This window comes from Streptomyces sp. bgisy100, from assembly GCF_057709105.1.
The window spans coordinates 179,644-201,651 of record NZ_JBYITE010000006.1; the positions used below are offsets into that span (position 1 = coordinate 179,644).

The 22,008-nt window shown below is 70.9% G+C and carries 18 protein-coding genes; 7 read left to right on the top strand and 11 right to left on the bottom strand.

Annotated features, from left to right (window positions below):
* Positions 1-66: 66 nt before the first annotated feature.
* The 3 genes from AC3EQ1_RS06670 to pdxR all read left to right on the top strand — a co-directional run bounded on the left by AC3EQ1_RS06670 (position 67) and on the right by pdxR (position 3,990).
* Positions 67-1,482, top strand: coding sequence for an MFS transporter (locus AC3EQ1_RS06670; protein ID WP_432093369.1), 1,416 nt, complete (start codon positions 67-69; stop codon positions 1,480-1,482).
* Positions 1,483-1,695: 213 nt separating this feature from the next.
* Positions 1,696-2,298, top strand: a complete 603-nt coding sequence (locus AC3EQ1_RS06675) for a LysE family translocator (protein ID WP_432093335.1) — start codon at positions 1,696-1,698, stop codon at positions 2,296-2,298.
* Between the two features lie 144 nt (positions 2,299-2,442).
* Positions 2,443-3,990: a MocR-like pyridoxine biosynthesis transcription factor PdxR gene (gene pdxR / locus AC3EQ1_RS06680; protein ID WP_432093370.1), complete on the top strand. Its 1,548-nt coding sequence runs from the start codon at positions 2,443-2,445 to the stop codon at positions 3,988-3,990.
* Between the two features lie 58 nt (positions 3,991-4,048).
* On the opposite strand, the gene AC3EQ1_RS06685 is transcribed toward pdxR, so the two are convergent.
* The 3 genes from AC3EQ1_RS06685 to AC3EQ1_RS06695 form a co-directional block, all read right to left on the bottom strand.
* Positions 4,049-6,766, bottom strand: a complete 2,718-nt coding sequence (locus AC3EQ1_RS06685) for a molybdopterin-dependent oxidoreductase (protein ID WP_432093336.1) — start codon at positions 6,764-6,766, stop codon at positions 4,049-4,051.
* Positions 6,763-7,590, bottom strand: coding sequence for an FAD binding domain-containing protein (locus tag AC3EQ1_RS06690; RefSeq protein ID WP_432093337.1), 828 nt, complete (start codon positions 7,588-7,590; stop codon positions 6,763-6,765). The genes AC3EQ1_RS06685 and AC3EQ1_RS06690 overlap by 4 nt, the downstream gene beginning before the upstream one ends.
* A gap of 523 nt (positions 7,591-8,113) precedes the next feature.
* Complete coding sequence (locus tag AC3EQ1_RS06695) at positions 8,114-8,905, bottom strand: class I SAM-dependent methyltransferase (protein ID WP_432093338.1); 792 nt, start codon at positions 8,903-8,905, stop codon at positions 8,114-8,116.
* A 271-nt stretch (positions 8,906-9,176) separates the two neighbouring features.
* Here AC3EQ1_RS06695 and AC3EQ1_RS06700 point away from each other — a divergent pair, with 271 nt between their 5' ends.
* The 3 genes from AC3EQ1_RS06700 to AC3EQ1_RS06710 all read left to right on the top strand — a co-directional run bounded on the left by AC3EQ1_RS06700 (position 9,177) and on the right by AC3EQ1_RS06710 (position 11,866).
* Positions 9,177-10,412, top strand: a complete 1,236-nt coding sequence (locus AC3EQ1_RS06700) for a glycosyltransferase (RefSeq protein WP_432093339.1) — start codon at positions 9,177-9,179, stop codon at positions 10,410-10,412.
* 311 nt (positions 10,413-10,723) lie between these two features.
* Positions 10,724-11,212 carry a luciferase domain-containing protein gene (locus AC3EQ1_RS06705; protein WP_432093340.1) on the top strand — a complete coding sequence of 163 codons (489 nt, stop codon included), beginning with the start codon at positions 10,724-10,726 and terminating at the stop codon, positions 11,210-11,212.
* A 147-nt stretch (positions 11,213-11,359) separates the two neighbouring features.
* Positions 11,360-11,866, top strand: coding sequence for a DUF6640 family protein (locus tag AC3EQ1_RS06710; RefSeq protein ID WP_432093341.1), 507 nt, complete (start codon positions 11,360-11,362; stop codon positions 11,864-11,866).
* A gap of 144 nt (positions 11,867-12,010) precedes the next feature.
* On the opposite strand, the gene AC3EQ1_RS06715 is transcribed toward AC3EQ1_RS06710, so the two are convergent.
* From AC3EQ1_RS06715 to AC3EQ1_RS06735, 5 genes are all read right to left on the bottom strand, one after another.
* Complete coding sequence (locus AC3EQ1_RS06715) at positions 12,011-12,427, bottom strand: winged helix-turn-helix transcriptional regulator (protein WP_432093342.1); 417 nt, start codon at positions 12,425-12,427, stop codon at positions 12,011-12,013.
* 327 nt (positions 12,428-12,754) lie between these two features.
* Complete coding sequence (locus tag AC3EQ1_RS06720; protein ID WP_432093343.1) at positions 12,755-13,957, bottom strand: cytochrome P450 family protein; 1,203 nt, start codon at positions 13,955-13,957, stop codon at positions 12,755-12,757.
* A 46-nt stretch (positions 13,958-14,003) separates the two neighbouring features.
* Positions 14,004-15,254, bottom strand: coding sequence for an MAB_1171c family putative transporter (locus tag AC3EQ1_RS06725; protein WP_432093344.1), 1,251 nt, complete (start codon positions 15,252-15,254; stop codon positions 14,004-14,006).
* A gap of 10 nt (positions 15,255-15,264) precedes the next feature.
* Positions 15,265-15,795 (bottom strand): toxin, encoded by a 531-nt coding sequence (locus tag AC3EQ1_RS06730; protein ID WP_432093345.1) that lies wholly within the window; start codon positions 15,793-15,795, stop codon positions 15,265-15,267.
* 106 nt (positions 15,796-15,901) lie between these two features.
* Complete coding sequence (locus AC3EQ1_RS06735) at positions 15,902-16,423, bottom strand: helix-turn-helix domain-containing protein (RefSeq protein WP_432093346.1); 522 nt, start codon at positions 16,421-16,423, stop codon at positions 15,902-15,904.
* An 820-nt stretch (positions 16,424-17,243) separates the two neighbouring features.
* On the opposite strand from AC3EQ1_RS06735, the gene AC3EQ1_RS06740 reads away from it, so the two are divergent.
* Positions 17,244-17,906 carry a GGDEF domain-containing protein gene (locus AC3EQ1_RS06740; protein ID WP_432093347.1) on the top strand — a complete coding sequence of 221 codons (663 nt, stop codon included), beginning with the start codon at positions 17,244-17,246 and terminating at the stop codon, positions 17,904-17,906.
* An 87-nt stretch (positions 17,907-17,993) separates the two neighbouring features.
* On the opposite strand, the gene AC3EQ1_RS06745 is transcribed toward AC3EQ1_RS06740, so the two are convergent.
* From AC3EQ1_RS06745 to katG, 3 genes are all read right to left on the bottom strand, one after another.
* Positions 17,994-18,347, bottom strand: coding sequence for a hypothetical protein (locus AC3EQ1_RS06745; protein WP_432093348.1), 354 nt, complete (start codon positions 18,345-18,347; stop codon positions 17,994-17,996).
* A 144-nt stretch (positions 18,348-18,491) separates the two neighbouring features.
* On the bottom strand, positions 18,492-19,340 hold the full coding sequence (locus AC3EQ1_RS06750) for a hypothetical protein (RefSeq protein WP_432093349.1): 849 nt from the start codon (positions 19,338-19,340) through the stop codon (positions 18,492-18,494).
* Positions 19,341-19,508: 168 nt separating this feature from the next.
* Positions 19,509-21,740: a catalase/peroxidase HPI gene (gene katG, locus AC3EQ1_RS06755; protein ID WP_432093350.1), complete on the bottom strand. Its 2,232-nt coding sequence runs from the start codon at positions 21,738-21,740 to the stop codon at positions 19,509-19,511.
* Positions 21,741-22,008 lie beyond the last annotated feature (268 nt).

Here is a 22,008-nt window from a genome sequence, read left to right on the forward strand (position 1 = left end):
GAAGCATGACCTCCGGGCCACTCGCTGTGCCTCCCCGCCGGCCCGGATGCTGGCTCCGTGACACAGATGCCCCCTCCCCACACGGCCGATGAACAGCCACCTCCCGCCGTGGCGACCGAAACGCCCCGGGCCCCCGTGGCCGACGAGCAGCAGCCACCCGCCCCCGCCGAGCGCCGCGCGCGTATCCACCGCGCCTGGTGGGTCGCCGCTGTGGCGTTCATCGCGCTGGTCGGCGCGGCGGCTTTCAGAGCGGCTCCCAGCGTGCTGATCGATCCCCTGCACGCGGAGTTCGGCTGGCCGCGGAGCACGATTTCGGCGGCGGTCTCGGTCAACCTCGTCCTCTACGGGCTGACGGCGCCGTTCGCCGCAGCCCTCATGGAGCGGTTCGGCATGCGCAGGGTGGTCGCCTCCGCCCTGCTCCTGGTGGCCGCGGGGAGCGGACTGACGGTCGCCATGGACGAGAGCTGGCAGCTCGTCCTGTGCTGGGGCGTCCTGGTCGGACTCGGCACCGGCTCCATGGCGCTGGCGTTCGTCGCCACGGTGGTCAACCGCTGGTTCGTGGCCCGCCGCGGCCTCGTCACCGGCGTGCTCACCGCCGGTGGTGCCGCCGGGCAGCTCGTCTTCCTGCCGCTCGTCGCCTGGCTCACCGAGCACCACGGCTGGCGAACGGCGACCCTGGCCGTCACCTTCGCCGCGCTGTCCGTCGTCCCCCTGGTCGTCTGGCTGTTGCGGGACCACCCCCGGGACGTCGGCACCACCCGCTACGGTGCCGGGCCCGAGGAGCGCGCCGGCCACGCGTCGCCGCCGTCCGCGCCGTCCCCGGAGAACGGCGGCGCGGCGGGACGCGCCCTGGGCGCGCTGCGCTCCGCCGTCCGCACCCCTGCCTTCTGGCTGCTGGCCGGTACCTTCGCCATCTGCGGAGCCAGCACGAACGGTCTGATCGGGACGCACTTCGTGCCCGCCGCACACGAGCACGGCATGCCCGTGACCACCGCAGCCGGCCTGCTCGCCGTCATCGGTGTCTTCGACCTCGCCGGCACGATCGCCTCCGGCTGGTTCACCGACCGCTGCGACGCCCGGCGGCTGCTCGCCGTGTACTACGGCCTGCGCGGCGTCTCCCTGATGTTCCTGCCCTTGCTGCTGGCCGGCACGGTGCGCCCACCGATGCTGTTCTTCATCGTCTTCTACGGCCTGGACTGGGTGGCGACGGTCCCGCCCACCGTGGCCCTGTGCCGCGAGCACTTCGGCGAGGACGGAGCGATCGTCTTCGGCTGGGTGCTGGCCGCCCATCAGCTGGGCGCCGGGCTGGTGGCCTTCCTGACGGGCCTGGTACGCGATGTGACGGGTTCCTATGACACGGCCTGGTACACCGCGGGCGCGCTGTGCGGGGCCGCGTGCCTCATGGCGGTGGTCATCCGCCGGAGACCGGACGGTGCCCGCCCGTCGCCGAACGCACCAGCGCTTCGATCCGCTTCGGGCTGAGGACCTCGGGCCCGGGGCGCGATCCGTGGCGGATCGGCGAGCCTCGGCGGCCCCGTGTGTCCCCGTTCGGTCCGCCCTCCGCCCTCCGCCTCGCGCCCGCCCCGTTCGCGGTCGCGAGGCGAATGGACCGACCGGCCCGGTGCATTGTGGCTCTGTCCACCGGACCGTGGCGGAGACAGGGTTGAAGGGACGTCGAACCGTGCGGAGGCACCGTTGAGTACTGCGTTCCTGCTGACCACCCTGGTCGTGGTGGTCACCCCCGGCACCGGTGTGATGTACACCCTCGCCACCGGGCTGGCCCACGGCCGCCGAGCGAGCGTGCTGGCGGCCCTCGGCTGCACCCTCGGCATCGTGCCGCATCTGACGGCGACCATCACCGGGCTCGCTGCGCTGCTGCACACCAGCGTCATCGCCTTCGAGACGGTGAAGTACCTCGGTGTCGGCTACCTGCTGTTCATGGCGTGGGCGATGCTGCGAGACAAGGAGGCGCCGTCGGTCGTCGGAGAGCAGCCGAGGCCGGCGGCGCGCGTGATCGCCTCCGGCGTCCTGAGCAACCTGCTCAACCCGAAGCTCACGATGTTCTTCGTCGCGTTTCTGCCGCAGTTCGTGTCCGTCGGTGCTCCGGGCGCCCTCGGCGTCATGCTCCGGCTCAGCGCCGTGTTCATGGCGCTGACCTTCGTCGTCTTCGCCGCCTACGGATGCTGCGCCGCCGCCGTACGCGACCGGGTGCTCGCCCGGCCGGGCGTGATGACCGGCATCCGCCGGGTGTTCGCCGTCTGCTTCGTCGGCCTGAGCGCGCGGCTGGCGCTCGCCTGAGCGGGCACTCCCGGCACGCGGACGCCATCCGGTTCCGGCCACCCCGGACACGCCGCCGGTGCGGGCCGGGCCACCGGAGGTGTGGCGCACCTGACACGGCCCGCGGCGCCCTGTACAGAACGGAGGACGCAGGTGCATGTCACGATGGCCCCGGTGAACGAGGGCGTACCAACAGCGGGCGGCAGGGCCGCCGCACACATCACAGCAGTCACGTCGGCAGACGGCCCTTCGCCGGCCCGCGGCTCCGACTTCCTCCAACTCGACGTCGCCGAGGCGCCCGTGGGCGGCAAGGCGGACTGGCTGACCCGGCGGCTGCGGCAGGCCATAGCGGACGGCCGGCTGACGGTGGGCAGCAGGCTGCCGGCCACCCGGGTGCTCGCGGCCGAACTCCGTGTCTCCCGCGGGGTGGTCACCGAGGCGTACCGGCGGCTGACCGAGGACGGCCAGGTCGAGGGCCGCCGGCGCAGTGGAACCGTGGTGGTCGCCGCCCCCGCCGTCGCTGCCGGGAGCGTGCCGTCACGGGGCCCGGCCGTGCGCCAACGGCCGGCACCGGGCGGGCTGTTCGCCGGTGAGCCCGGTGCCGATGTTTTCGACGCGCTGCGGACCGCGCCCGCCCGCGTCGACTTCACCCCCGGACAGCCCGACCTCGCCGCGTTCCCCCGCGCGGCGTGGCTGCGCGCCGAACGGTCCGTGCTCGCCGAGCTGTCCCACGAGCACCTCGGCTACGGCGATCCCCGGGGCGCCATGCCGCTGCGCCGCGCCGTCGCTCGTTGGCTGGCGCACAGCCGCGGCATCCTGGTGCAGCCGGCGGAGGTGCTGATCGTCGCCGGCACGGCTCAGGCGCTCACCCTGCTGCCTCCCGTGCTGCGGGCGGACGGCATCGACCGTGTCGCCGTGGAGGACCCCGGCTCGCTCGGCACGCGATGGCATCTGCGGAACGGAGCCCTGGCCACCCCACCGGTCCCGGTGGACGAGGCCGGCGTGCGGGTGGACGCACTGCGGGCCACCGGCGCCCGGGCGGTACTGCTCACCCCGGCCCACCAGTTCCCCACCGGCGTGGTGACGCGTGGTGAGCGCCGTCGCGAACTGCTGCGCTGGACAGCGGACGGGGGACTGATCCTGGAGGACGACTACGACGCGGAGCACCGCTACGACCGGCCGCCGACGCCCGCACTGCGTGCGCTGGTCGCCGACCGGGTCTGCTACCTGGGCAGTGTGTCCAAGCTGCTCGCCCCCGCCCTGCGGATCGGCTGGATGGTGCCGCCGCCCCGCTACCGCGACGCGCTGATCGATGCGAAACGCTTCACCGACCTGGGCAACGCCGCGTTGCCCCAACTGGTCCTCGCCCGCCTGATGGAAACCGGTGAGCTGGAGCGGCACCTGAGGATGCTGCGCGGCCGCCACCGACGGCGCCGCGACGCGATGCTGGGCGCCGTCGCCGAGCACCTGCCGGGTGCGGTCGTGCACGGAGCGGCTGCCGGGCTGCACCTGACGGTCACGTATGGCGTGGACGTACCCGACACGGAGCTCGCCGCAGCCGCGCTCGACCGGGGCGTGAAGTGCCAGCCGCTGTCCTGGCACCGCCTGCGCCCCGGCCGTCCCGGTCTCGTCCTCGGCTACGCGGCCACCCCGCCCGGTGTCATCGCCGACGGGCTGACGACGATCGGTGAGGCACTCCGCGAGCTGGCCTGACCGCGGGCCCCCGCGAGGCGAGGGAGAGGAGCCCGGACCTCCGGTTCCGGGCTCGTGCTCAGGCCGTCGACACCGGCCGGCTCTCGTTGAGCCGGCTGTAGATCAGCTCCGGCGACAGCGGGAGAGTGCGGTACCGGATGCCCGTGGCGTCGTGGAGCGCGTTCGCCAGCGCGGGGGCCACCGGATTGATGCAGCACTCCGCCATCCCCTTCGACCGCAGCGGACCGACGGAGTCCGAGGAGTCGACCAGGAGCAGCTCGGTGCGGGGGACATCGGCGAAGGTGGGGATGCGGTAGTTGCGGAGGTTGGGATTGACCATCACGCCGTCCGCGTCGACCTGGTAGTTCTCGGTCAGCGCGAAGCCGATTCCCTGGGCGACACCGCCCTCCACCTGCCCCCGGACCTGCGCGGGGTTGATGACGGCGCCCGCGTCGGCCGCCTGGACGCTGTGGAGGATGCGGATCTCACCCGTCACCGGGTGGACGGCGATCCGGAATCCGTGCGCATTGAAGGTGACGCTCCGGGGTGATCCGTAGGCCTTGCGGGCGGCGGTGAACCGGATTCCACGCGCACGGCCCAGCGCCACGAGCTCGGCCAGCGACAGGCGCTGGTCGCCGCAGACGACACCCTCGTCGTCCATCGAGCACATCACCGGATGGACACCCGTGTGCGCGGCGGCGAATTCCAGGATGCGGTCACGCACGGCATTGGCCGCGCGCAATACCGCGTTGCCCGAGACGAACAGCCCCGCGCTCGCGAAGGCGCCCGTGTCGAATCCCGTGCGGTCGGTGTCGGACTGCACCAGCCGTATGCGCGACGGCGTCGTGCCCAGCTGCTGTGCGGCGATCTGGACATGCGCGGTCGACGTCCCCTCGCCGAATTCGACGGTTCCGACCGCCACCTCGTAGATGAGATCGTCGCCCAGGGTGACCCAGGCCTCGGAGAGGTGGTCGGTCGGGGGCGCGGTCTCGTGCAAGGAGCTCGCCACCCCGGCCCCGACCAGCCACCCGGGTCCGGGCGGCGGCTCGTCCGCCGAACGCGTCAGGGCGCCCTCCACCAGATCGATGCACCGCGCGAGCCCGTTCTCGGTGAACGTCACGTCGTCGGGGCCGTCATGCAGGGCGACGAGCGGATCACCCGGTCGCACGAGATTCCGGCGTCGCAGCGCGAGCGGATCGAGATGCAGGGCGAGCGCCAGTTCGGTCATCGCCGATTCCACGGCGAACGCCGGCTGCGTCATCCCGTACCCGCGCAGTGCCCCGCTCGGAACGGTGTTCGTATACACGGAGAACGCGTCGTACTTCTTGTTGGGGCAGCGGTAGATCATGACGGCGGCGCCACCCGCGTACAGGGTTTCGCCGCCATGATTGCCGTAGGCGCCGGTGTTCGACACATTGCGGACCTGGAAAGCCGTCAGCGTCCCGTCCGCCTTCGCGCCGAGCCTGACCGTCAAGGCCATCGGATGCCGTGGCGAAGCGGTGGTGAACTCCTCCTCGCGGGTGAACTCGAGACAGACCGGCCGCCCGGTGTCCAGGGTGGCGAGCGCGACCAGGTCCTCCGAGATCACTTCCTGTTTGCCGCCGAAGCCGCCACCGACACGCTTGCAGAAGACCCGCAGCTGGTCCGGGCGCAGTGCGAAGAGATGGGCCAGCTTGCCCTTCGCGATCGACGGGGACTGCGAACTGGTGCGGACGTGCAGCCGGCCGTTGTCCATCCAGGCGATCGAGCCATGGGTTTCGAGATGCGCGTGCTGCACCCGAGGCGAGGTGTAGGTCCCTTCGTGGACCACGTCGGCCTCGGCGAAGCCGGCGTCCACATCGCCGATGTGCCCATGGATCTCCAGCAGGATGTTGTGGGCCGGGTCGCGGACGAAGGGATCCTCCGAGCCGTGCAGTTGCGGCGCCCCCTCGGCCATGGCCTCGTCGGGGGTGAACACGGCCGGCAGTTCCTCGTACTCCACGACGACTTTGCGGCAGCCCTCCTCGGCGGCCCCGACGGTGTCCGCAAGGACCGCGACGACGCGCTGGCCGACGAAGCGGACCGTGTCGTCGAGGATGCGGGTGTCGTCCGGATCGACGAGGTGGTCGGTGTGGATGGCCGTGGTGTAGCGCTTCCGAGGCACGTCCTCCCAGGTGTAGACCCGGTGCACGCCCGGGACCGCCAGGGCGGCCCGCTTGTCGATCGAGACGATCCGGGCGTGCGCGTGCGGGGAGTGCAGCACCTTGAGGTGCAACATGCCGTCGAGGTGGGTGTCCATCGTGAATTCGGCGCGTCCGGTCACCACGTCATTGGCCGCCGGCGCGCTCACACTCGTCCCGACGGCCTTGCCCGGCGCCGCCGCCTCCACACCGGCGGTGCCCTGCACGGCGTCCTCGATCCCCCGATAGCCGGTGCAGCGGCAGAGATTGCCCTTCAGGGCCCGGGGCAGATCCTCCTTCTGCGCCTCGGTGAACGTCGCCGACGTCATGATCATCCCCGCGGTGCAGAAACCGCACTGGAACCCCGGGGCGTCCCGGAACCGTCGCTGCACGGGATGCAGGTTGCCCGGTGACCCGATGCCCTCGATCGTCGTCACCTCACGGCCGTCCGCGCGGAACGCAGGGGTGATGCAGCTGTGCACCGGATCCCCGTCCAGCCACACCGTGCACGCGCCGCAGTCCCCCGCGTCGCACCCCTTTTTGACGCCGAAGTGGCCGAGCGAGCGGAGGAAGGTGCGCAGACACTGGCCGGGGTCCGGTTCCTCGGCGAATTGCCTGCCGTTCACGGTATAGGTCACGCCATGCCCCCAGCGCTGAGTTCCTGACGTATCTCTTCGGAGAAATGCTCGGTCAGACGGCGCCGGTGGCCGGGCGTCCCGTTGGGATCGGCGAACCAGACGTCGGCGGGAATGGCGTCGATGCTCTCCCGCAGTGTCCGGGCATCGGGCATGCTGCCGAAAGCCATGCGCACGGGCCGTGTGGTGCCGGCGGTGACGGTGAGCAACAGGTCGTTCGTCCCCGGCGTTTGCGTTCCGATGAGAAACACCGTGGAACGGCCGAGGCGGGTCAGCGTGAACCGGCGGTGCGCGGTGCGTTTCCGCAGCGCGTGCGCCGGAATGTCGATGCGCCGCAGGATTTCCCCGGGAGCGAGAACATTCCGATGGTCGCCGGTCACGAAGTCGAGGGCATCGACGGTGCGCACGGACCCGTCGGGAGCCCACACCTCGTACGTCGCCTCGAGGGCGACCGTGAGCGTGATCATCGGGCCGGCGGGCAGGGACATGCAGATATTGCCGCCGACGGTCGCCGAGTTCCAGACCTTGAACGAGGACAGGAACGCCTCGCAGCTCCTGGCGAAAAGAGGGCCCGCAACCCAGTCGTCCCGCGGCACCAAGGCGTACAGATCCCGGACGGTGCACGTCGCGCCGATGCCGAGACCCCCGTCGCTCGGGACGAGGGGCTCCCAGCGCAGCGCGGAAAGGTCGATCAGACGGCGCAGATCCGGCTGCTCCACGGAGAACAGCCACGTTCCCCCGGCGAGCCAGGCGTCGCCCTCGCACCAGTCCGCACCCGGCTGGTCCGACGGTCGCCGGACGACTTCGGTGATGGTGCTGAGGTCCATGGGAACCGATCTCCCTCACGACGACCATCGCGTAGGACCGTCCACCGGACTCGTTCAACCGGTACGTGGTGGCTGCTCGTGTTCTGTCTTCGACTGCGGCCGTCCGGCTCATCGGACGCGTCGCGTCGATCCATGCGCCGCATACCGACAGGCGCGGTCCGCGCCGGGACCGACGCACGCCGACCGCGTCGACATACGCCACTGCCGCATCGCATACGGCCGCTGCGGCCGGACTCTTCGAGGAACGACCTGCGGACGCAGAGATCCTTCTCCAGCGTATCGCAGCATGCGGTCCGGTTCTCGTCGGCGTATCCGGACCGAGGATAGGCCGCCACGTACAGAGCCTTGGTCGGCCGACTGCATTTCCGTCGCCCGGGGGTCTCGTACGGGCCTTCAGGAGGCACCGATGTGAACCGGAATCCGTGGCATGCCGGCTCAGCGAAGTCAGTAGGGGGCCGGGCCGGCACAGCTCTCCACTCGGCCATTCGGAGACACGGCCGTCTCGGCCGGCCCCACGGCTGGGTCAGCCCGGCTTGACCGCCAGCGTCGCAAAATAGTTCGACATGTATGGAGCGGATGCGTTGGATTGGTGCGGCGCTTCCGCGAAGCCGGTGAGGACGAACCCCGCGGCGAGTTGCCCGCCGATCTGGTCGGTGAGGGTGTGGCTGTATTCAAGAGGGGCATCCGCGCCGAACTTCGTGGCGCGTTCCTCGGCGGAGTACTGCGTGACATCGCTGTAGGGCAGCTTGTGCACGACGATCAGCTCGCCGCGCTCGTCGAGCGCCTCGTGGTCGAACAAGTACGCATCAGGGTTGAGGAAGCCCGCGAGCAGAGTTCCGCCCGGCCGCAGGGCGCGGAAGCACTCACGCCACATCGCTGCCAACTCTGGTACGAAGAGGTTGGAGACCGGCTGGAATACGACGTCGAATGTTGCGTCGCCGAAGGCACTGAGGTCGCGCATGTCGCCCAGGACGGTGCGCAGTTCGAGCCCGTCGCGCGCCGCCACCATCCGGTCCTGGCCGAGCTGGCGGGGTGAGTTGTCGAATACGGTGACCCGCGCCCCCGCGGCGGCGAGGATCGGACCCTGCTGGCCACCGCCGGAGGCCAGGCACAACACGTCCTTGCCGGTCAGGTCCGTCGGCAGCCAGGAGCGGTCGACCGGCTCACGCCCGATGAGAACAATCGACCAGTCGCCCATGCGGGCGCGCTCGACATCCTCGGCACTCACCGGCCTCGACCACTCGTTGCCCTCTTGGACACACTTGTCCCAGGCTGCCCGATTGTGGGCAACCGGGTCGACACCAATGTCCTGCACGTTCAACTCCCTGCTACAGCCAAGCGGACACCTGCGGTACTGACAGTTCGGTGCCGCTAGCCGACACGATTGCGGCATGCCGCCGCTGCCCGAGGAGTCTGCCGTCGCACAGCGGACGGCACAGAAAAGGAAAGGAGGGTTACCCGCTCCTTTCCACTGTCAACGTATAGCGCACTGGGGGGCTTGCGGCAAGGCCCCCGTCGTGCCGCAGAATCTCCGGCCGAAGCCCGGGAGTTGACGCCGGGAACCACAGAAATGGGGGGGGCGCGACATGCGCGTGTTGTTGTCGACGTACGGATCGCGGGGAGACGTCGAACCACTGGTGGCACTCGCGTTGAGGCTGCGGGGGCTCGGCGCGGAGGTGCGGGTCTGCGCGCCGCCGGACGAGGACTTCGCGCAGCGGCTGGCCGGTGCCGGCGTGCCGCTGGTGCCGGTCGGCCGGTCGGCGCGAGCTCTGACGAAGGCGGCGCCGCCGCCGTCGTCCCTGCCGCGATACGCGGCCGAGTTGATTGCCGGGCAATTCGCCGCGGTCACCGCGGCGGCCGAGGGATGTGACGTGCTGGTGGCGACCGGCATGCTGCCGGCCGCGGCCGGCGCGCTGTCGGTCGCCGAGAAACTCGGCATCCGCTCCGTGTCCGTGACCTTCCAGCAGCTGACCCTGCCGTCGCCGCACCGCCGGCCGCTGGCCTATCCGGGCCGGCCGCTCCCACCGGACGTGACCGACAACCGGGTGCTGTGGGAGCTGGATGCCGAGAGCGTCGACGTGCTGTTCGGCGCGGCGCTCAACACGAACCGGGCGTCGTTCGGCCTGCCACCGGTGGACCGCGTCCGCGACTACGTCATCGGTGACCGGCCGTGGCTCGCGACCGACCCCACCCTGGATCCGTTGCTTGCGACGCCGGGCTTCGACGTCGTCCGGACCGGTGCGTGGATCCTGCCCGACGAACGTCCGCTCCCGGCTGCGTTGACCGCGTTCCTCGACGCCGGAACCCCACCGGTGTACGTGGGCTTCGGCAGCATGCCCATGCACGCCTCGGCTGACGTCGCCCAGGTGGCCATCGAGGCGGTCCGGAAGCAGGGCCGCCGCGCACTCGTCGCGAGCGGCTGGGCAGGCCTGGACTCGATCGACGACCGGGACGACTGCTTCGTCGTCGGCGAGGTCAACCAGCAGGAGCTGTTCCGTCGAGTGGCCGCCGTCGTACACCACGGCGGCGCGGGCACCACGACGACGGCCGCCCGGGCCGGCGCGCCGCAGGTCGTGGTACCCCAGGCGACGGACCAGCCGTACTGGGCCGGCCGGGTGGCCGGCCTGGGCATCGGCGCGGCACACGACGGTCCGACTCCGACCGTCGAGTCCCTGACGGCCGCACTCACGACGGCCCTCACCCCCGGTACCCGCGCACGGGCGACTGCCGTGGCCGCCACGGTCCGCACCGACGGTGCGGAGGTGGCCGCGGACCTGCTGCTCGGCATGGCCGGCCGGGAAGGGCCCCCGGCCCCCGCGTAACCCACCCGGCTCGGGGGCCCGTGCACCCCGCGCGGGCCCCCGAGACGGGGCACACCAGATGTCGAAGCCGCCGCAGGCCGCGCTTCCGCACCGGAATGCCGCACGCTCCGGGCCGACCATGCCCGGCCAGGTCGACTGCCCGACGGCGGCGAGGGGTGGGCACTATCGCAGAGGAAACCACTATCCCCAGGAAACTAACGTGGTGGGTGTGCCGAGAACAGCGGCGCCCCGGGCTGTCCGGGGCGCCGCCGAGAACCGGGCCGCGCCACACCTCCGCGCGTCGCGGCCCCTGATGTGAAGGAGGCGTCGTCATGACGTTCCCCGCTCTCCCCGAGCGCGCCGGAGACCGGCCCGAGACCGGGCCCGAGGTGCCCCACCTGCAGCTCACCCAGACCAGCCCGCCCGAGATCCGGGAGGAGCTGCGCCGGTGGACGGCGGCCGCGCTGCCCGGTGTCACCACGGGCCGCAGCGAGATCTCCGCTCCCGGCAGCTGGGCTGTCTTCCTCGCCGGTGCCGCGCCCGCCGAGGGCGCCCGCCTGATGCCGCCGCGCTGGGACGCCGAATTCGCCCACCTCCACGCCGACGGCAGCCTGCACCTGGCGCTGGACCCGGCCGATCACGCCACGTTCCTGTCCTCCGGCTGGGGCGAGAAGCACCCCCTCTACGACCGCGGCATCAACGTCGTGATGCTCTACGCACCCCGCACCGCGGCCGAAGCGGAGGTGGCCAAGAAGGTCATCGCCGCTTCCTACGCCTACGCGACGGGTCATGTGCCGGCCACCGGCGCTACGGCGGCCTGATCTGCTCCAGGCCCCGCGCCTGCCCTCCCACCTGCATGTCCCGGTCGCGTTCCGGGCCCGGACGCCCGTCCTCGGTCGTCCGGATGAGAACCACGGACAAGAACCACCGGATCAGCACGACCGGATGAAAACGAAAGGCCATTTCTGATGCGTACTCCCCTGTCCTCCGCAGCGATCCCGGATGGGGCGCTCGACCGGCCGACGGCCGGGCCCCGGGCGGTGACCGGCAAGGCGATGCTGACGCTGGTCGCTCTCTTCACCGCGGTGTCGCCGTATGTCGCGGACTGGAACGACACGCACGTACTGAATCCGGAGTGGACCGCGCACGCCAGGTTCCACAACGGCCAGACCATGGCCATGGGCACTCTGCTCGGCCTGGCGACCCTGTACTTCGTCCGGCGCCGCCGCGGTGACGCCGGCTCCAACCTGCGGGCCGCCGTCGGCTTCGCCGGTCTGTACTGGGTCAGCCAGGCGGTGGCGATCCTCTACCCGGGCGCCGCCTACTTCGACCCGCAGTTCGACACCCCGGACATGTACGTCGTCGGCATCCCGGTGCAGGGAGTCATCGAGATCGTCGTTCTCGGACTGGTCGCGGGCGCCGCCCTGCTCAGCCGCCCGGCGCCGGATTCCGGCCCATCCGGAACCGCCCATTGATCAAGCCCGGCCGGGGCGCGGCCGACCACCGGCGGTGGGGGAGTCGCGGGACGCTACCGGCGAGGGCGTACCGCCCGGGTGCGGCGGGGCACGGCGGGACGGACCAGGCCGTAGCCGTCCGCACCCGGGCGCCGGCTGTCCCGCTCAGCCCTGTGCCCAGGCTTCTTCTTCCTCGCGCGCGGTGTCGTAGGCCCGACGTGCGTCCTCGACCTGGGGCAGGTGCTCGGTGGACCATCCCGCGAGCGTGTCGAAGACCGGGACCAGGGTGCGGCCGAGGTCGCTGACCTCGTACTCCACCCGCGGCGGGATCTCGGCGTGGTAGGTGCGCACCACCAGGCCGTCGCGTTCCAGTTGGCGCAGTCGCTGCGTGAGGACCTTGGGCGTGATGGCGGGCACCAGCCGCTGCAACTCGTTGAAGCGGAGCCGTCCGTGATGCTCCAGTGCCCACAGGATCGGAGTGGTCCACCGGCTGAACACCAGGTCGATCACCGGGTTGATGGGACACACCTGGTCGGGCGACTCGGTCACGGTCCGTCCTCGTTCATCTCCACAGCCGCACATCGGCGGCTTGCTCCTGGATCACCACTATGCCAAAGAGGGCGGAGCGGCCTCCCCCGGCGCCCGCCCGAGGCACCCCCAGGCGGACGGGCGGAGGAGGGGCGACGGAGGGCCGACGGGCCGGAGGCGTGATCGTCCGGGTACCGGGTGTGAACGTGCGGCCGGTTCGTGTTCCGGAACGTGGTGCACGATCCGAACGGGCAGCGGCCCCGTTCCTGCGGGAGCCGCCGGCCGCCAGTGGTCAGCCCTGGCCTCGCCCGGCTGTTGCACCCAGGTACACGCAGGCCGCCCACGGCCGATCTCGCCTCGGGCCCCCGCCCCACGCTCGGGTCACCACCCGACAGGAAGTTCGGCGAGGCCCCGGTTGCGGAACGAACGCCGCCACCGCAGCTCCGCCGGTGCCACGGCGAGACGGAGGGTGGGGTACCGCCGCAGCAGGGCGGTGATGGCGACCTCGCCTTCCAGCTGGGCGAGCGGGGCCCCCAGGCAGTAGTGGATGCCGTGTCCGAAGTCCAGGTGCGTCCCACCCCGCGCCGGGTCGAAGGAGTCGGGCTCCTCGAACCGTGCCTCATCACGGTTGGCCGAGGCCAGCGACAGCCAGATCCGTTCTCCGGCCCGGATGGTGACACCGCCGATCGTGAGGTCCTCCAGCGGGAACCGCCGCGACGCGAGCAGGGACGGGGACTCCCAGCGGAGGGTCTCCCTCAGGACGTCCTGCACGGATATCCGTCCCTGGAGCAGCCGCTCCCGCTGTTCCTCGTGCGTGAGCAGGGCGAGGGCGGTGTTGCCGATCAGGTTGACCGCGTTGTCGTAGCCGGCGAACAGGATGAGAAACGTGAGGGCCAGCAGTTCGGGCTCGGTGAGCCTGTCGTGGTCGTCGCGGGCGCCGATCATCGCGGACACCAGGTCGTCCCCGGGGCGTGCACGCTTCTCGGCGATCAGACCGGTCAGGTACCCGTGCATCCGCCCCATCGCCTCACGTGAGTCGAGGGCGGAGTCCGGCTCGGGGGAGCGCAGCGTGTTGGTCCACGTCCGGAAGTCCGGGCGGGCCTCCTGGGGGACGCCGAGGAGTTCACAGATGACGGCCATGGGGAGGGGGAGGGCCAGGCCCGCCATGAGGTCGGCCCCCGTGCCGCCGAAGCCGTCGAGAAGTTCCTCGGTGACCGCTCCCACCCGGGATCGCAGACCTTCGACACGGCGCGGTGTGAAGGCCCGGGAGACCAGGCGCCGCAGGCGTGTGTGGTCCGGCGGGTCCAGGTTCAGCAGGTGGGCGTCGAGCTCCGGTGGCATGGACGGGCCGTGGGAGCCCACGCTGAGCGCGTTGCCCTTGTTCAGCGACAGACGCGGGTCGACGAGGGCCGCCTGCACGTCGTCGAAGCGCGTCACCAGCCACACGTCGGCGCCGTCCGGTGTCGTGGTGCGGTGGACCGGACCGGCGGCCCGCAGGCGCGCGTATCCGGCGTGCGGGTCGGTGAGCAGGGCCTCGTCGAAGAGCGAGGGCCCGTCGGTGGCCGGCGGGGAGGGTCGGGTCATGAGGCGTTCACCGTGGGGGATGCGAGTCGGGAGGGCTGTCCACTGGTCATGCCGGTACGGCCCCGTTCCTCGGGGGCTCCTTGCCCGCGGCGGACGCCATGCCGTCGAGGTCGTCGTAGCGGCGGAAGGCTTCGGCGACCCGGATCAGCCAGTCGCGTTCGCCGCCCATGTCACCGGCCGCCGGATCGTGCGGGACGGTCACGGCGTACTGCCCGCTCCGTCCGTGCTCCATGGCCCGGAGCGCGGACTTGATCTGGGCTGCTTCGGCGATCGCCTCGGTGTGATCGGCGGACAGTCCGCGCGCGGCGCCGAACGAGCGCGCGGTGCGCGAGACCTCGGGATCGACGTAGGGGCGCAGGGCCAGCTGGGCGTCGCGGATCTCGATGACCTGACGGCTCACCAGGAACGCGAGGTCGTCGTCGCGGAGCGCCCGCCGGGGGTTCTCCGGATAGAGGTCGGGGAAGAGGATCACCTCCGGAAAGGCCCGTGTCAGAGCGGACCACAGTGGCTGCAGCCGACGGTAGGCGCGGTACTGGCTCACCCGCTCGCGCGCCCGGTCCAGGCCCACCCCCCAGGCGGGCATGGTGAATCCGGCCGCGAACAGCCAGGCGGAAACGCTGGCGCTCATGGGGGCGACCACGTTGTTCACCTCGTCCAGGGGAGAGGTTCCCACCAGGTCCCAGACCAGAGTGACGATCTTGATCGGGCCGTATCCCAGGCCCGCGATGGCCCCGGCGGCGATGGTCTTCAGCCCGCGCCGCAGCCACACCCGGTCGACCACGGCCGCGTACCGTCGGCACATCCGGGCCAGGCCCACCATGCCGACCGTGTAGAGCAGTTGGTGAGCGAGGAGGAACTCCGTGATGTACGGCGTCTCGGCGTAGTACGTGTCGAAGTCCACATGATGCTCGCCGTCGCTGACGTCACCGAGGAAGAACAAGGTGATCATCGCGGCCACGGTGATCACCGCGTACGACACGATCAGGCGGTGCCACATCGTGACCCGGTCCTGCGCCGACGACCAGCTCACCAGCAGGGACAGAAAGGAGACGATGCTGACGGCGACGGAGCAGTAGACGATCAGCGTGGCGATGTTGGGTATGCCCAGCAGCCGGTCCACCCGTACGTAGACCCACGGCGAGGCGACGACGAACGGTGTGGCGAACGAAGCGATTGCTAAGCAGACGAGCCGGAGCTCGCCGTTCCGCCAGTCGCGGACCAGATGACGCACCTTGTAGAAGAAGGCGCTCCAGGAGATCAGGGCCAGAGCGCCGTAGACGAGGTTGAAAAGCAGCATTGAGCCAGTCTCACCCACCCGTACCGCGCTCCAGCGAGCGCTCCAGGTGTTTTATGAGACTGGCCACGCCCTGCGAGACAGCAGGCGCGGCCCGCCGCTCCGCCGCGGTGGCCTGCAACGGGAGCAGCGAGGCGACCAGCTCCGCCGCGCGTTCCTCCTCGCTCGAGTACTGGGTGCGCCCGAGCACACTGCGCACCAGATCCGGTGAGAGCGTCGGCATCAGGAGCTGTGCCACTTCGTTCGGCATCACGGGAGCGGCCTCGTGGTCGCACACCATGTGTCCGAGCTCGTGCGAGATGATGTGCTGCTGGTGGGCCTGGGTGGTGTACTGCTGGTAACAGATGTAGTCGGCGTCGTCGGCCGCCACCCAGAGGCCGCACGGCTTTCCGGGACCGGTGGGCATCGGAACCTCGACGAGGGAGATGGGCCGCCCTCGTCGTTCCTCCAACCGGTCGCACAGCGCGTTGACATCGGTCCGCTCGGGGATGTCCAGTGACTTCACGACGTCGACGCAGTACTGACGGAGTTCTGTGTTGTTCATCCGCTCACCGTGTGCATGGCTGCTGGGCCATCTCCATGTAGCGACAATCATCGAGGCCGTTGCCCGCCCCTCGTGGGGTCCCCCGCCGAAGTGCCGGTTCCCGGCGTCATGAGGCGGGCGGTGTGTCCGTCGGCGCCCCGGGTGCCCGGCCGGTGCGTGGTCTCATGCGCCCGCGCGTTCCGTGCGCGTTGCCGAGGTGCTTGAGCACCGGGACGAGCGCGTCCAGAGCGTCCTCGTCCAGGGAAGCCACCGTGCGCAGGGCCACCTGGCGGGCTCCGACTCCCTTGAGGGCGTGCAGCAGGGCGAGGTCCTCCCGGACGCGCTCCCCGTCGCCGTCGTCGAAGAAGTACCTGACCGGCACACCGAAGAACTCGGCGAGCGATTCGAGATGACGCTTCGTGGGGTTGTCGCGCTTCCCCTTGCGCAGGTAACCGATGTAGGTCTCGGAGATCTCGCCGCTCTTGTCGCCCTTTTCGCGCGCCTTCTCGTTGATGATCCGCGCCACCTCGGCGTTGGTGTACGGCCCCCGGTCCGCGGGGTGGCACGTCTCGAACAGGCGGTTGAGTCTGTGTGCCAGGGTCTCAACGGCGTTCGGCACTTCAGCAGGAGAGGGATCAACCTCTCTCATGCTGCCCTCCCTCGTTCACGTGTCGACTGGCAGTGGAGGCAGGGGCACATGTACCCCCGTGGTACATGTGCCCCCGGTCGCGCTGACTCCGCGCGACGTTCCGCATCCCCGGGCTCAACTCTTGTGGATTGTCTGCCATTTGACAACCCCACATCAGTTGACTCGGATCGTTACTGACAGGCACAGTGGGTTCACCCCGAGCGTTCACCCGGTCTCGACATGCGGCAGAGATGACGCGTGGCGTCCCGAAGCAGCAGAGGAGCCGTTACCCGTGCCGTTACTCCACACCGGACATGACACCGCACTGCGCCGGACGAGAGCGCCCTCGGTGCTCCTGCCGCGCGTTCGGCGGTGTTGACATGACTCCCCGCCGGGGCGTGGAGAGCTGCGACGACGACGGTCCGCGCTGAACTCCGACACGCGCGAGCGACGGTCCGGACCGAAGGGGAGCTGCCTCCCTGCGCCTTGAGGGCCCCCTCCGCCGACGACGTGACCCGACACGGCCCGGGGAGGGGCTGTGGAGCATGCGTGGCCCGACGTGGAGTGCGGCCGCTGCGCGGGGCGACAAGCAGGGGGCAGGACAGGGCGCCGCGTGCCCGACGTGCGGAGTGTGGGCGGTCAGCCGGGGCCGTGAGTCCGCCCGGGCGACCGCACGGCCGTGAGATCTCCGGCCGGCACTCCGGGTTCCATGACCTGTGGCCCAGGTGGCGCGAGCACCCCCGCAGCACTGTTCCTCCACCATTCTCACCACAGCACTCTCCCCACAGCACTGTCCGTTTCCAGTCCACCAGTCCGCGCAGGACGAGAGGGTTCCGCCGATATGGCCTGCAACATCCGCGCACAAGAGACCTCGGGGCAACGCGCACTGCTTCTGACCACCCTGATGGTCCCGCTGGCCGGCTGGGCCCTCCACGCAGCCACCCTCCACCGTCGGCTGGCCGCCGCCCAGCGGGACCCGCTCACCGGTGCGCACCGACGCAGCGCCTTCCAGCGACGTGCCCAGCGCCTGGTCACCCGTCACCAGCGCGGCGCCGTCCTCTGCCTGGTCGACCTCGACCACTTCAAGGCCCTCAACGACCGGTACGGCCATGTGGCCGGAGACATCGTGCTGGCCGCCACCAGCGAACGGCTGGCCCGGTGGGCCGGAGCCCACGGCGTCGTCGGCCGCCTGGGGGGTGACGAATTCGCCGTCGCGGCACGCAGGCACCCCGACACGGTGCAGGAACTGGTCCGTACCCTGCGGGAGCCCGTCCTGACGGATGCCGGAGCGATCGCTGTGGCGGCATCCGTCGGCGTCGCGGCCCCGGAACATCTCTGTACCCAGGCTCTGCCCACGCTGCTCCGGTATGCGGATGTCGCCATGTACCGGGCCAAGCACTCCGGATCGGCAGGCATGGCCCGCCCCGAGGACGTGGAACTGGCGCCCCTGAACGGCCGCCGAATGGGCTGCCCCGGCAGCCAGGTCGAGGGGAGCGCGGCGTGACGGCGAAGGCCCACCGGGCCCTGCATCGTCCCTCAAGAGACCGGGCCGGTGTGGCACCTGCCAGTACTCGCTGAAGTCGCCGGAGGCTCACGGCAGTCGTCGTCCCATCTTCGCCGACTGCCGGTTCCCGCCCTTGGTGTCCCACCACTCCTCAATGTGGGCGCGGACGATGTGCACCAGCATCGCGAGCCGTTCCGGATCGGGAGCGGGGGACGTGAACACATCCGCGAAGGACTTGTCGTCCCACAGCAGCGTGAACTCCCAGCGCTCCTCCGGGTGTCCCTTCCGGCGCACAGCGAGGTGGTACGTCAAGGTCACGCTGCGGTTGAGGTGATGCTCGGCCGACAGGTCGAGGACATCGAATGCATCCCGTCCGTCTCCGGTGAGGTATGAGCGAGCCAGAGCTTGCTCCGCCGGTGTCCGCGCCACCATGTACTTCATCTCCCGTCACTATGGCCGGCAGGTGCGACCCTCGCGGGCCACTGCATGTGGTGCCTCATTCAGGTCCGGCGGCCGCACACCACACCCGCCCCCGGCCTCCCGGCAGATCGGCTCGTCCCCGCCGCCTACGCCCTGTCCGCCGGCCTAACGCGCCCCCAGCGACCAGAAGACCCCCACCTCTTCCCCGTTCACCGCGATCAGGCCCAAGTCCTCACACAGATCAAGGCCGTTGAGGTACTCGACGGTAATGAAGGGGTGGGAACGTGTGCCGTGGAGGCCGGCCTCGACGAAGTCCGGGGCCGGGTCGGAGGCGGCGGTCGTCGCGTTGGTCCAGTACCGCGCGGTGGGCCCGTACCGGTCGAGCAGGGTCCGGGCATCCGCCAGTACGACCTCCCGGTCCGGGCGGGACCGGACCGGGGCCGGTTCGCAGTCCCACTCCTCGGCCATGACGGCCAGCGCGGCAACCGCCCCCTCCGCCTCCAGCGGGTACAGGCGGTCGGGGAACTCCGCGGCGCTCGGCGGGGCGAACGGATACGCGGGCACGGAGCAGCGGGCGTCGTTGGTGCGGTCCCCGTCCAGTCGGACCCAGCCCCGCGGGTCGGGGACCGAGCGGTGCAGCACCGCGAGGACATCGTGTGCCCAGTCCCCGTGCCGACGGGGGCCGGTGGCCACGAACGTGTAGGTGTCGTCGAGCAGCCGCAGTGCCGCCGCGTTCCAGGCACAGCGCCGGCTGCGGAACTCCACCAGCAGATCGCCGACTTCGCGGTCGAACACGTCCTCCGGCTCACGGGGGAGGCCCCGGAGCCGCCCCAGTGTCCAGCGCACCAGCTCGCCCGCACCGTCCGCGGCGAGGCCGTCCGCAACGAGGTCGTCCACGGCGACATCGTCCGGGAGGCGCGGCAGTGGCGGCAGTGGGGGAGCGGTCCGGTCCCGGAGCGCTTCCAGGTGGGCGTCGAGCAGGTCCAGGGCGGACCGGTCCGCAGGCAGAGGCATCGCGCCACCCTACGTCGCCCCTGCCACCACGGCTGTCGAACCGTGCAGGCTCAACGGCTCGGGGCATGGGCCCACATCGTGGCCGAACGACCGCCTCCAGGGCCGCTCTCCACCCCGTGCGGAGGCGGGACGTCCGGGCCGGCCCGCGAGCCGGCCCGGACGTCGTGATCAGACGAGGTCGAACCGGTCCAGGTTCATCACCTTGCTCCACGCCGCGACGAAGTCGTTGACGAACTTCTCCTTCGCGTCGTCGCTCGCGTAGACCTCCGCGAGCGCGCGCAGCTCGGAGTTCGACCCGAAGACGAGGTCGGCCCGGCTGCCGGTCCACTTGACCTCGCCCGTGGCGGCGTCACGGCCCTCGAAGGTGTGCGCGTCCTCGGAGGTCGCCTTCCACGTCGTCCCCAGGTCGAGCAGGTTGACGAAGAAGTCGTTGGTCAGCGAGCCCGGAGTCGCGGTGAGGACACCGAGCGCCGACTCCTGGTGGTTCGCGCCCAGGACGCGCAGACCACCGACGAGCACCGTCAGCTCGGGGGCGCTCAGGGTCAGCAGGTTCGCCCGGTCGAGCAGGAGGTACTCGGCCGGGAGCCGGTTGCCCTTGCCGAGGTAGTTGCGGAACCCGTCGGCGGAAGGCTCGAGCGCGGCGAAGGACTCCACATCGGTCTGCTCCTGCGACGCGTCCGCGCGGCCCGGCGTGAACGGCACCTCGACGTCGAATCCGGCGTCCTTGGCGGCCCGCTCGACGGCCGCACCACCGGCGAGCACGATCACATCGGCGAGCGAGACCTGCTTGCCTCCGCTCCGGGCGGCGTTGAAGGTCTCCTGGATCCCCTCCAGGGTGCGCAGCACCTGCGCCAGCTGGTCGGGGTCGTTCACCTCCCAGCCGCTCTGCGGCTCGAGACGGATGCGCGCACCGTTGGCGCCGCCGCGCTTGTCGCTGCCGCGGAAGGTTGCGGCCGACGCCCACGCGGTCGACACCAGCTGGGACACCGACAGCCCCGAGTCGAGGATCGTGGCCTTGAGGGCGGCCACGTCCGCGGCGCCGATCAGCTCGTGTGCCACCGGCGGCAGGGGGTCCTGCCACACCAGCGTCTCGCTCGGGACCTCCGGGCCGAGGTAGCGCGCGACCGGACCCATGTCACGGTGGGTCAGCTTGTACCAGGCGCGGGCGAACGCGTCCGCGAACGCGTCCGGGTTCTCCAGGAAGCGCCGCGAGATCTGCTCGTACGCCGGGTCGATACGGAGCGCCAGGTCGGTCGTCAGCATCGTCGGGGCGTGGCTCTTCGACGCGTCGTGGGCGTCCGGGACGGTACCCGCCCCCGCGCCGTCCTTCGGCCGCCACTGGTTGGCGCCGGCGGGGCTCTTGAACAGCTCCCACTCGTAGCCGTAGAGGATCTCCAGGAAGCTGTTGTCCCAGGTGATCGGGGTGTTCGTCCAGATCCCCTCGAGACCACTGGTGATGGCGTCGCCACCCTTGCCGGTGCCGTGGCTGTTCCGCCAGCCGAAACCCTGCTGCTCCATCGGGGCGGCCTCGGGGTCGGGTCCGACGGCGTCCGCCGGACCCGCGCCGTGCGTCTTGCCGAAGGTGTGACCGCCCGCGATCAGGGCGACCGTCTCCTCGTCGTTCATCGCCATCCGGCGGAACGTCTCCCGGATGTCACGGGCCGCGGCGAGCGGGTCCGGGGTGCCGTTGGGGCCTTCCGGGTTGACGTAGATGAGGCCCATCTGGACCGCGCCGAGGGGGTTCTCCAGCTCGCGGTCGCCGGTGTAGCGCTCGTCGCCGAGCCAGGTGGTCTCGGGGCCCCAGTAGACGTCCTCGTCGGGCTCCCACACGTCCTCACGGCCACCGGCGAAGCCGAAGGTCTCGAAGCCCATCGACTCCAGGGCGACATTGCCGGCGAGAATCATGAGGTCGGCCCACGACAGACTCTGCCCGTACTTCTTCTTGACCGGCCACAGCAGGCGGCGGGCCTTGTCCAGGTTCCCGTTGTCCGGCCAGCTGTTGAGCGGGGCGAAGCGCTGCTGACCGGCACCGGCGCCGCCGCGGCCGTCGCTGATCCGGTAGGTGCCGGCGCTGTGCCACGCCATCCGGATGATGAACGGACCGTAGTGGCCGAAGTCGGCAGGCCACCAGTCCTGCGAGGTCGTCAGCACCTCCGCGATGTCCTGCTTCACCGCGGGGAGGTCGAGCGCCTTGAACGCCTCGGCGTAGTCGAAGTCCTCGCCGAGAGGGTTGGACACGGCGGGGTTCTTGGCGAGGATCTTCAGATTGAGCCGATCCGGCCACCACTGGCGGTTTCCGCCGCCCTGGGTCGGGTGCGGGGCGCGCCCGTGCGCGACCGGGCAGCCACCTGTGCCCTCCGATTTCGCGTCTGCGACGATTGCATCATGATTCTCAGACATGGGAATCCTTCCGGACCAGGCGGATCACGGTGCTCATGAATTGCGGCAGTGAACAGTCGGGACACAGGTCCCGGTAGGTGACCGCGGCCCCCTGGATCGAGGAGCCGTGGCCGTCGGACGTGATCGTGCAGGAGCAGGGCGAAACACAGTCGACGCCGGAGACAACACCGCTCGACCGGCACACGATGGGGCCGTGGGCCCCGGCGCGTCCCGCGAACCGGGCCGGTACGCCGCGCGGATCCCTGCGGCGGGCGAACCCGGTCGCGGG

Coding starts and splice junctions, on each gene's coding strand:
- AC3EQ1_RS06720 (WP_432093343.1), bottom strand. CDS start 13,957: ATGACCCGACCCTCCCCGCCGGCCACCGACGGGCCCTCGCTCTTCGAC.
- AC3EQ1_RS06735 (WP_432093346.1), bottom strand. CDS start 16,423: ATGAGAGAGGTTGATCCCTCTCCTGCTGAAGTGCCGAACGCCGTTGAG.
- AC3EQ1_RS06745 (WP_432093348.1), bottom strand. CDS start 18,347: ATGAAGTACATGGTGGCGCGGACACCGGCGGAGCAAGCTCTGGCTCGC.
- AC3EQ1_RS06690 (WP_432093337.1), bottom strand. CDS start 7,590: ATGGACCTCAGCACCATCACCGAAGTCGTCCGGCGACCGTCGGACCAG.
- AC3EQ1_RS06740 (WP_432093347.1), top strand. CDS start 17,244: ATGGCCTGCAACATCCGCGCACAAGAGACCTCGGGGCAACGCGCACTG.
- AC3EQ1_RS06725 (WP_432093344.1), bottom strand. CDS start 15,254: ATGCTGCTTTTCAACCTCGTCTACGGCGCTCTGGCCCTGATCTCCTGG.
- AC3EQ1_RS06730 (WP_432093345.1), bottom strand. CDS start 15,795: ATGAACAACACAGAACTCCGTCAGTACTGCGTCGACGTCGTGAAGTCA.
- katG (WP_432093350.1), bottom strand. CDS start 21,740: ATGTCTGAGAATCATGATGCAATCGTCGCAGACGCGAAATCGGAGGGC.
- pdxR (WP_432093370.1), top strand. CDS start 2,443: ATGGCCCCGGTGAACGAGGGCGTACCAACAGCGGGCGGCAGGGCCGCC.
- AC3EQ1_RS06705 (WP_432093340.1), top strand. CDS start 10,724: ATGACGTTCCCCGCTCTCCCCGAGCGCGCCGGAGACCGGCCCGAGACC.
- AC3EQ1_RS06700 (WP_432093339.1), top strand. CDS start 9,177: ATGCGCGTGTTGTTGTCGACGTACGGATCGCGGGGAGACGTCGAACCA.
- AC3EQ1_RS06750 (WP_432093349.1), bottom strand. CDS start 19,340: ATGCCTCTGCCTGCGGACCGGTCCGCCCTGGACCTGCTCGACGCCCAC.
- AC3EQ1_RS06670 (WP_432093369.1), top strand. CDS start 67: ATGCCCCCTCCCCACACGGCCGATGAACAGCCACCTCCCGCCGTGGCG.
- AC3EQ1_RS06710 (WP_432093341.1), top strand. CDS start 11,360: ATGCGTACTCCCCTGTCCTCCGCAGCGATCCCGGATGGGGCGCTCGAC.
- AC3EQ1_RS06715 (WP_432093342.1), bottom strand. CDS start 12,427: ATGTGCGGCTGTGGAGATGAACGAGGACGGACCGTGACCGAGTCGCCC.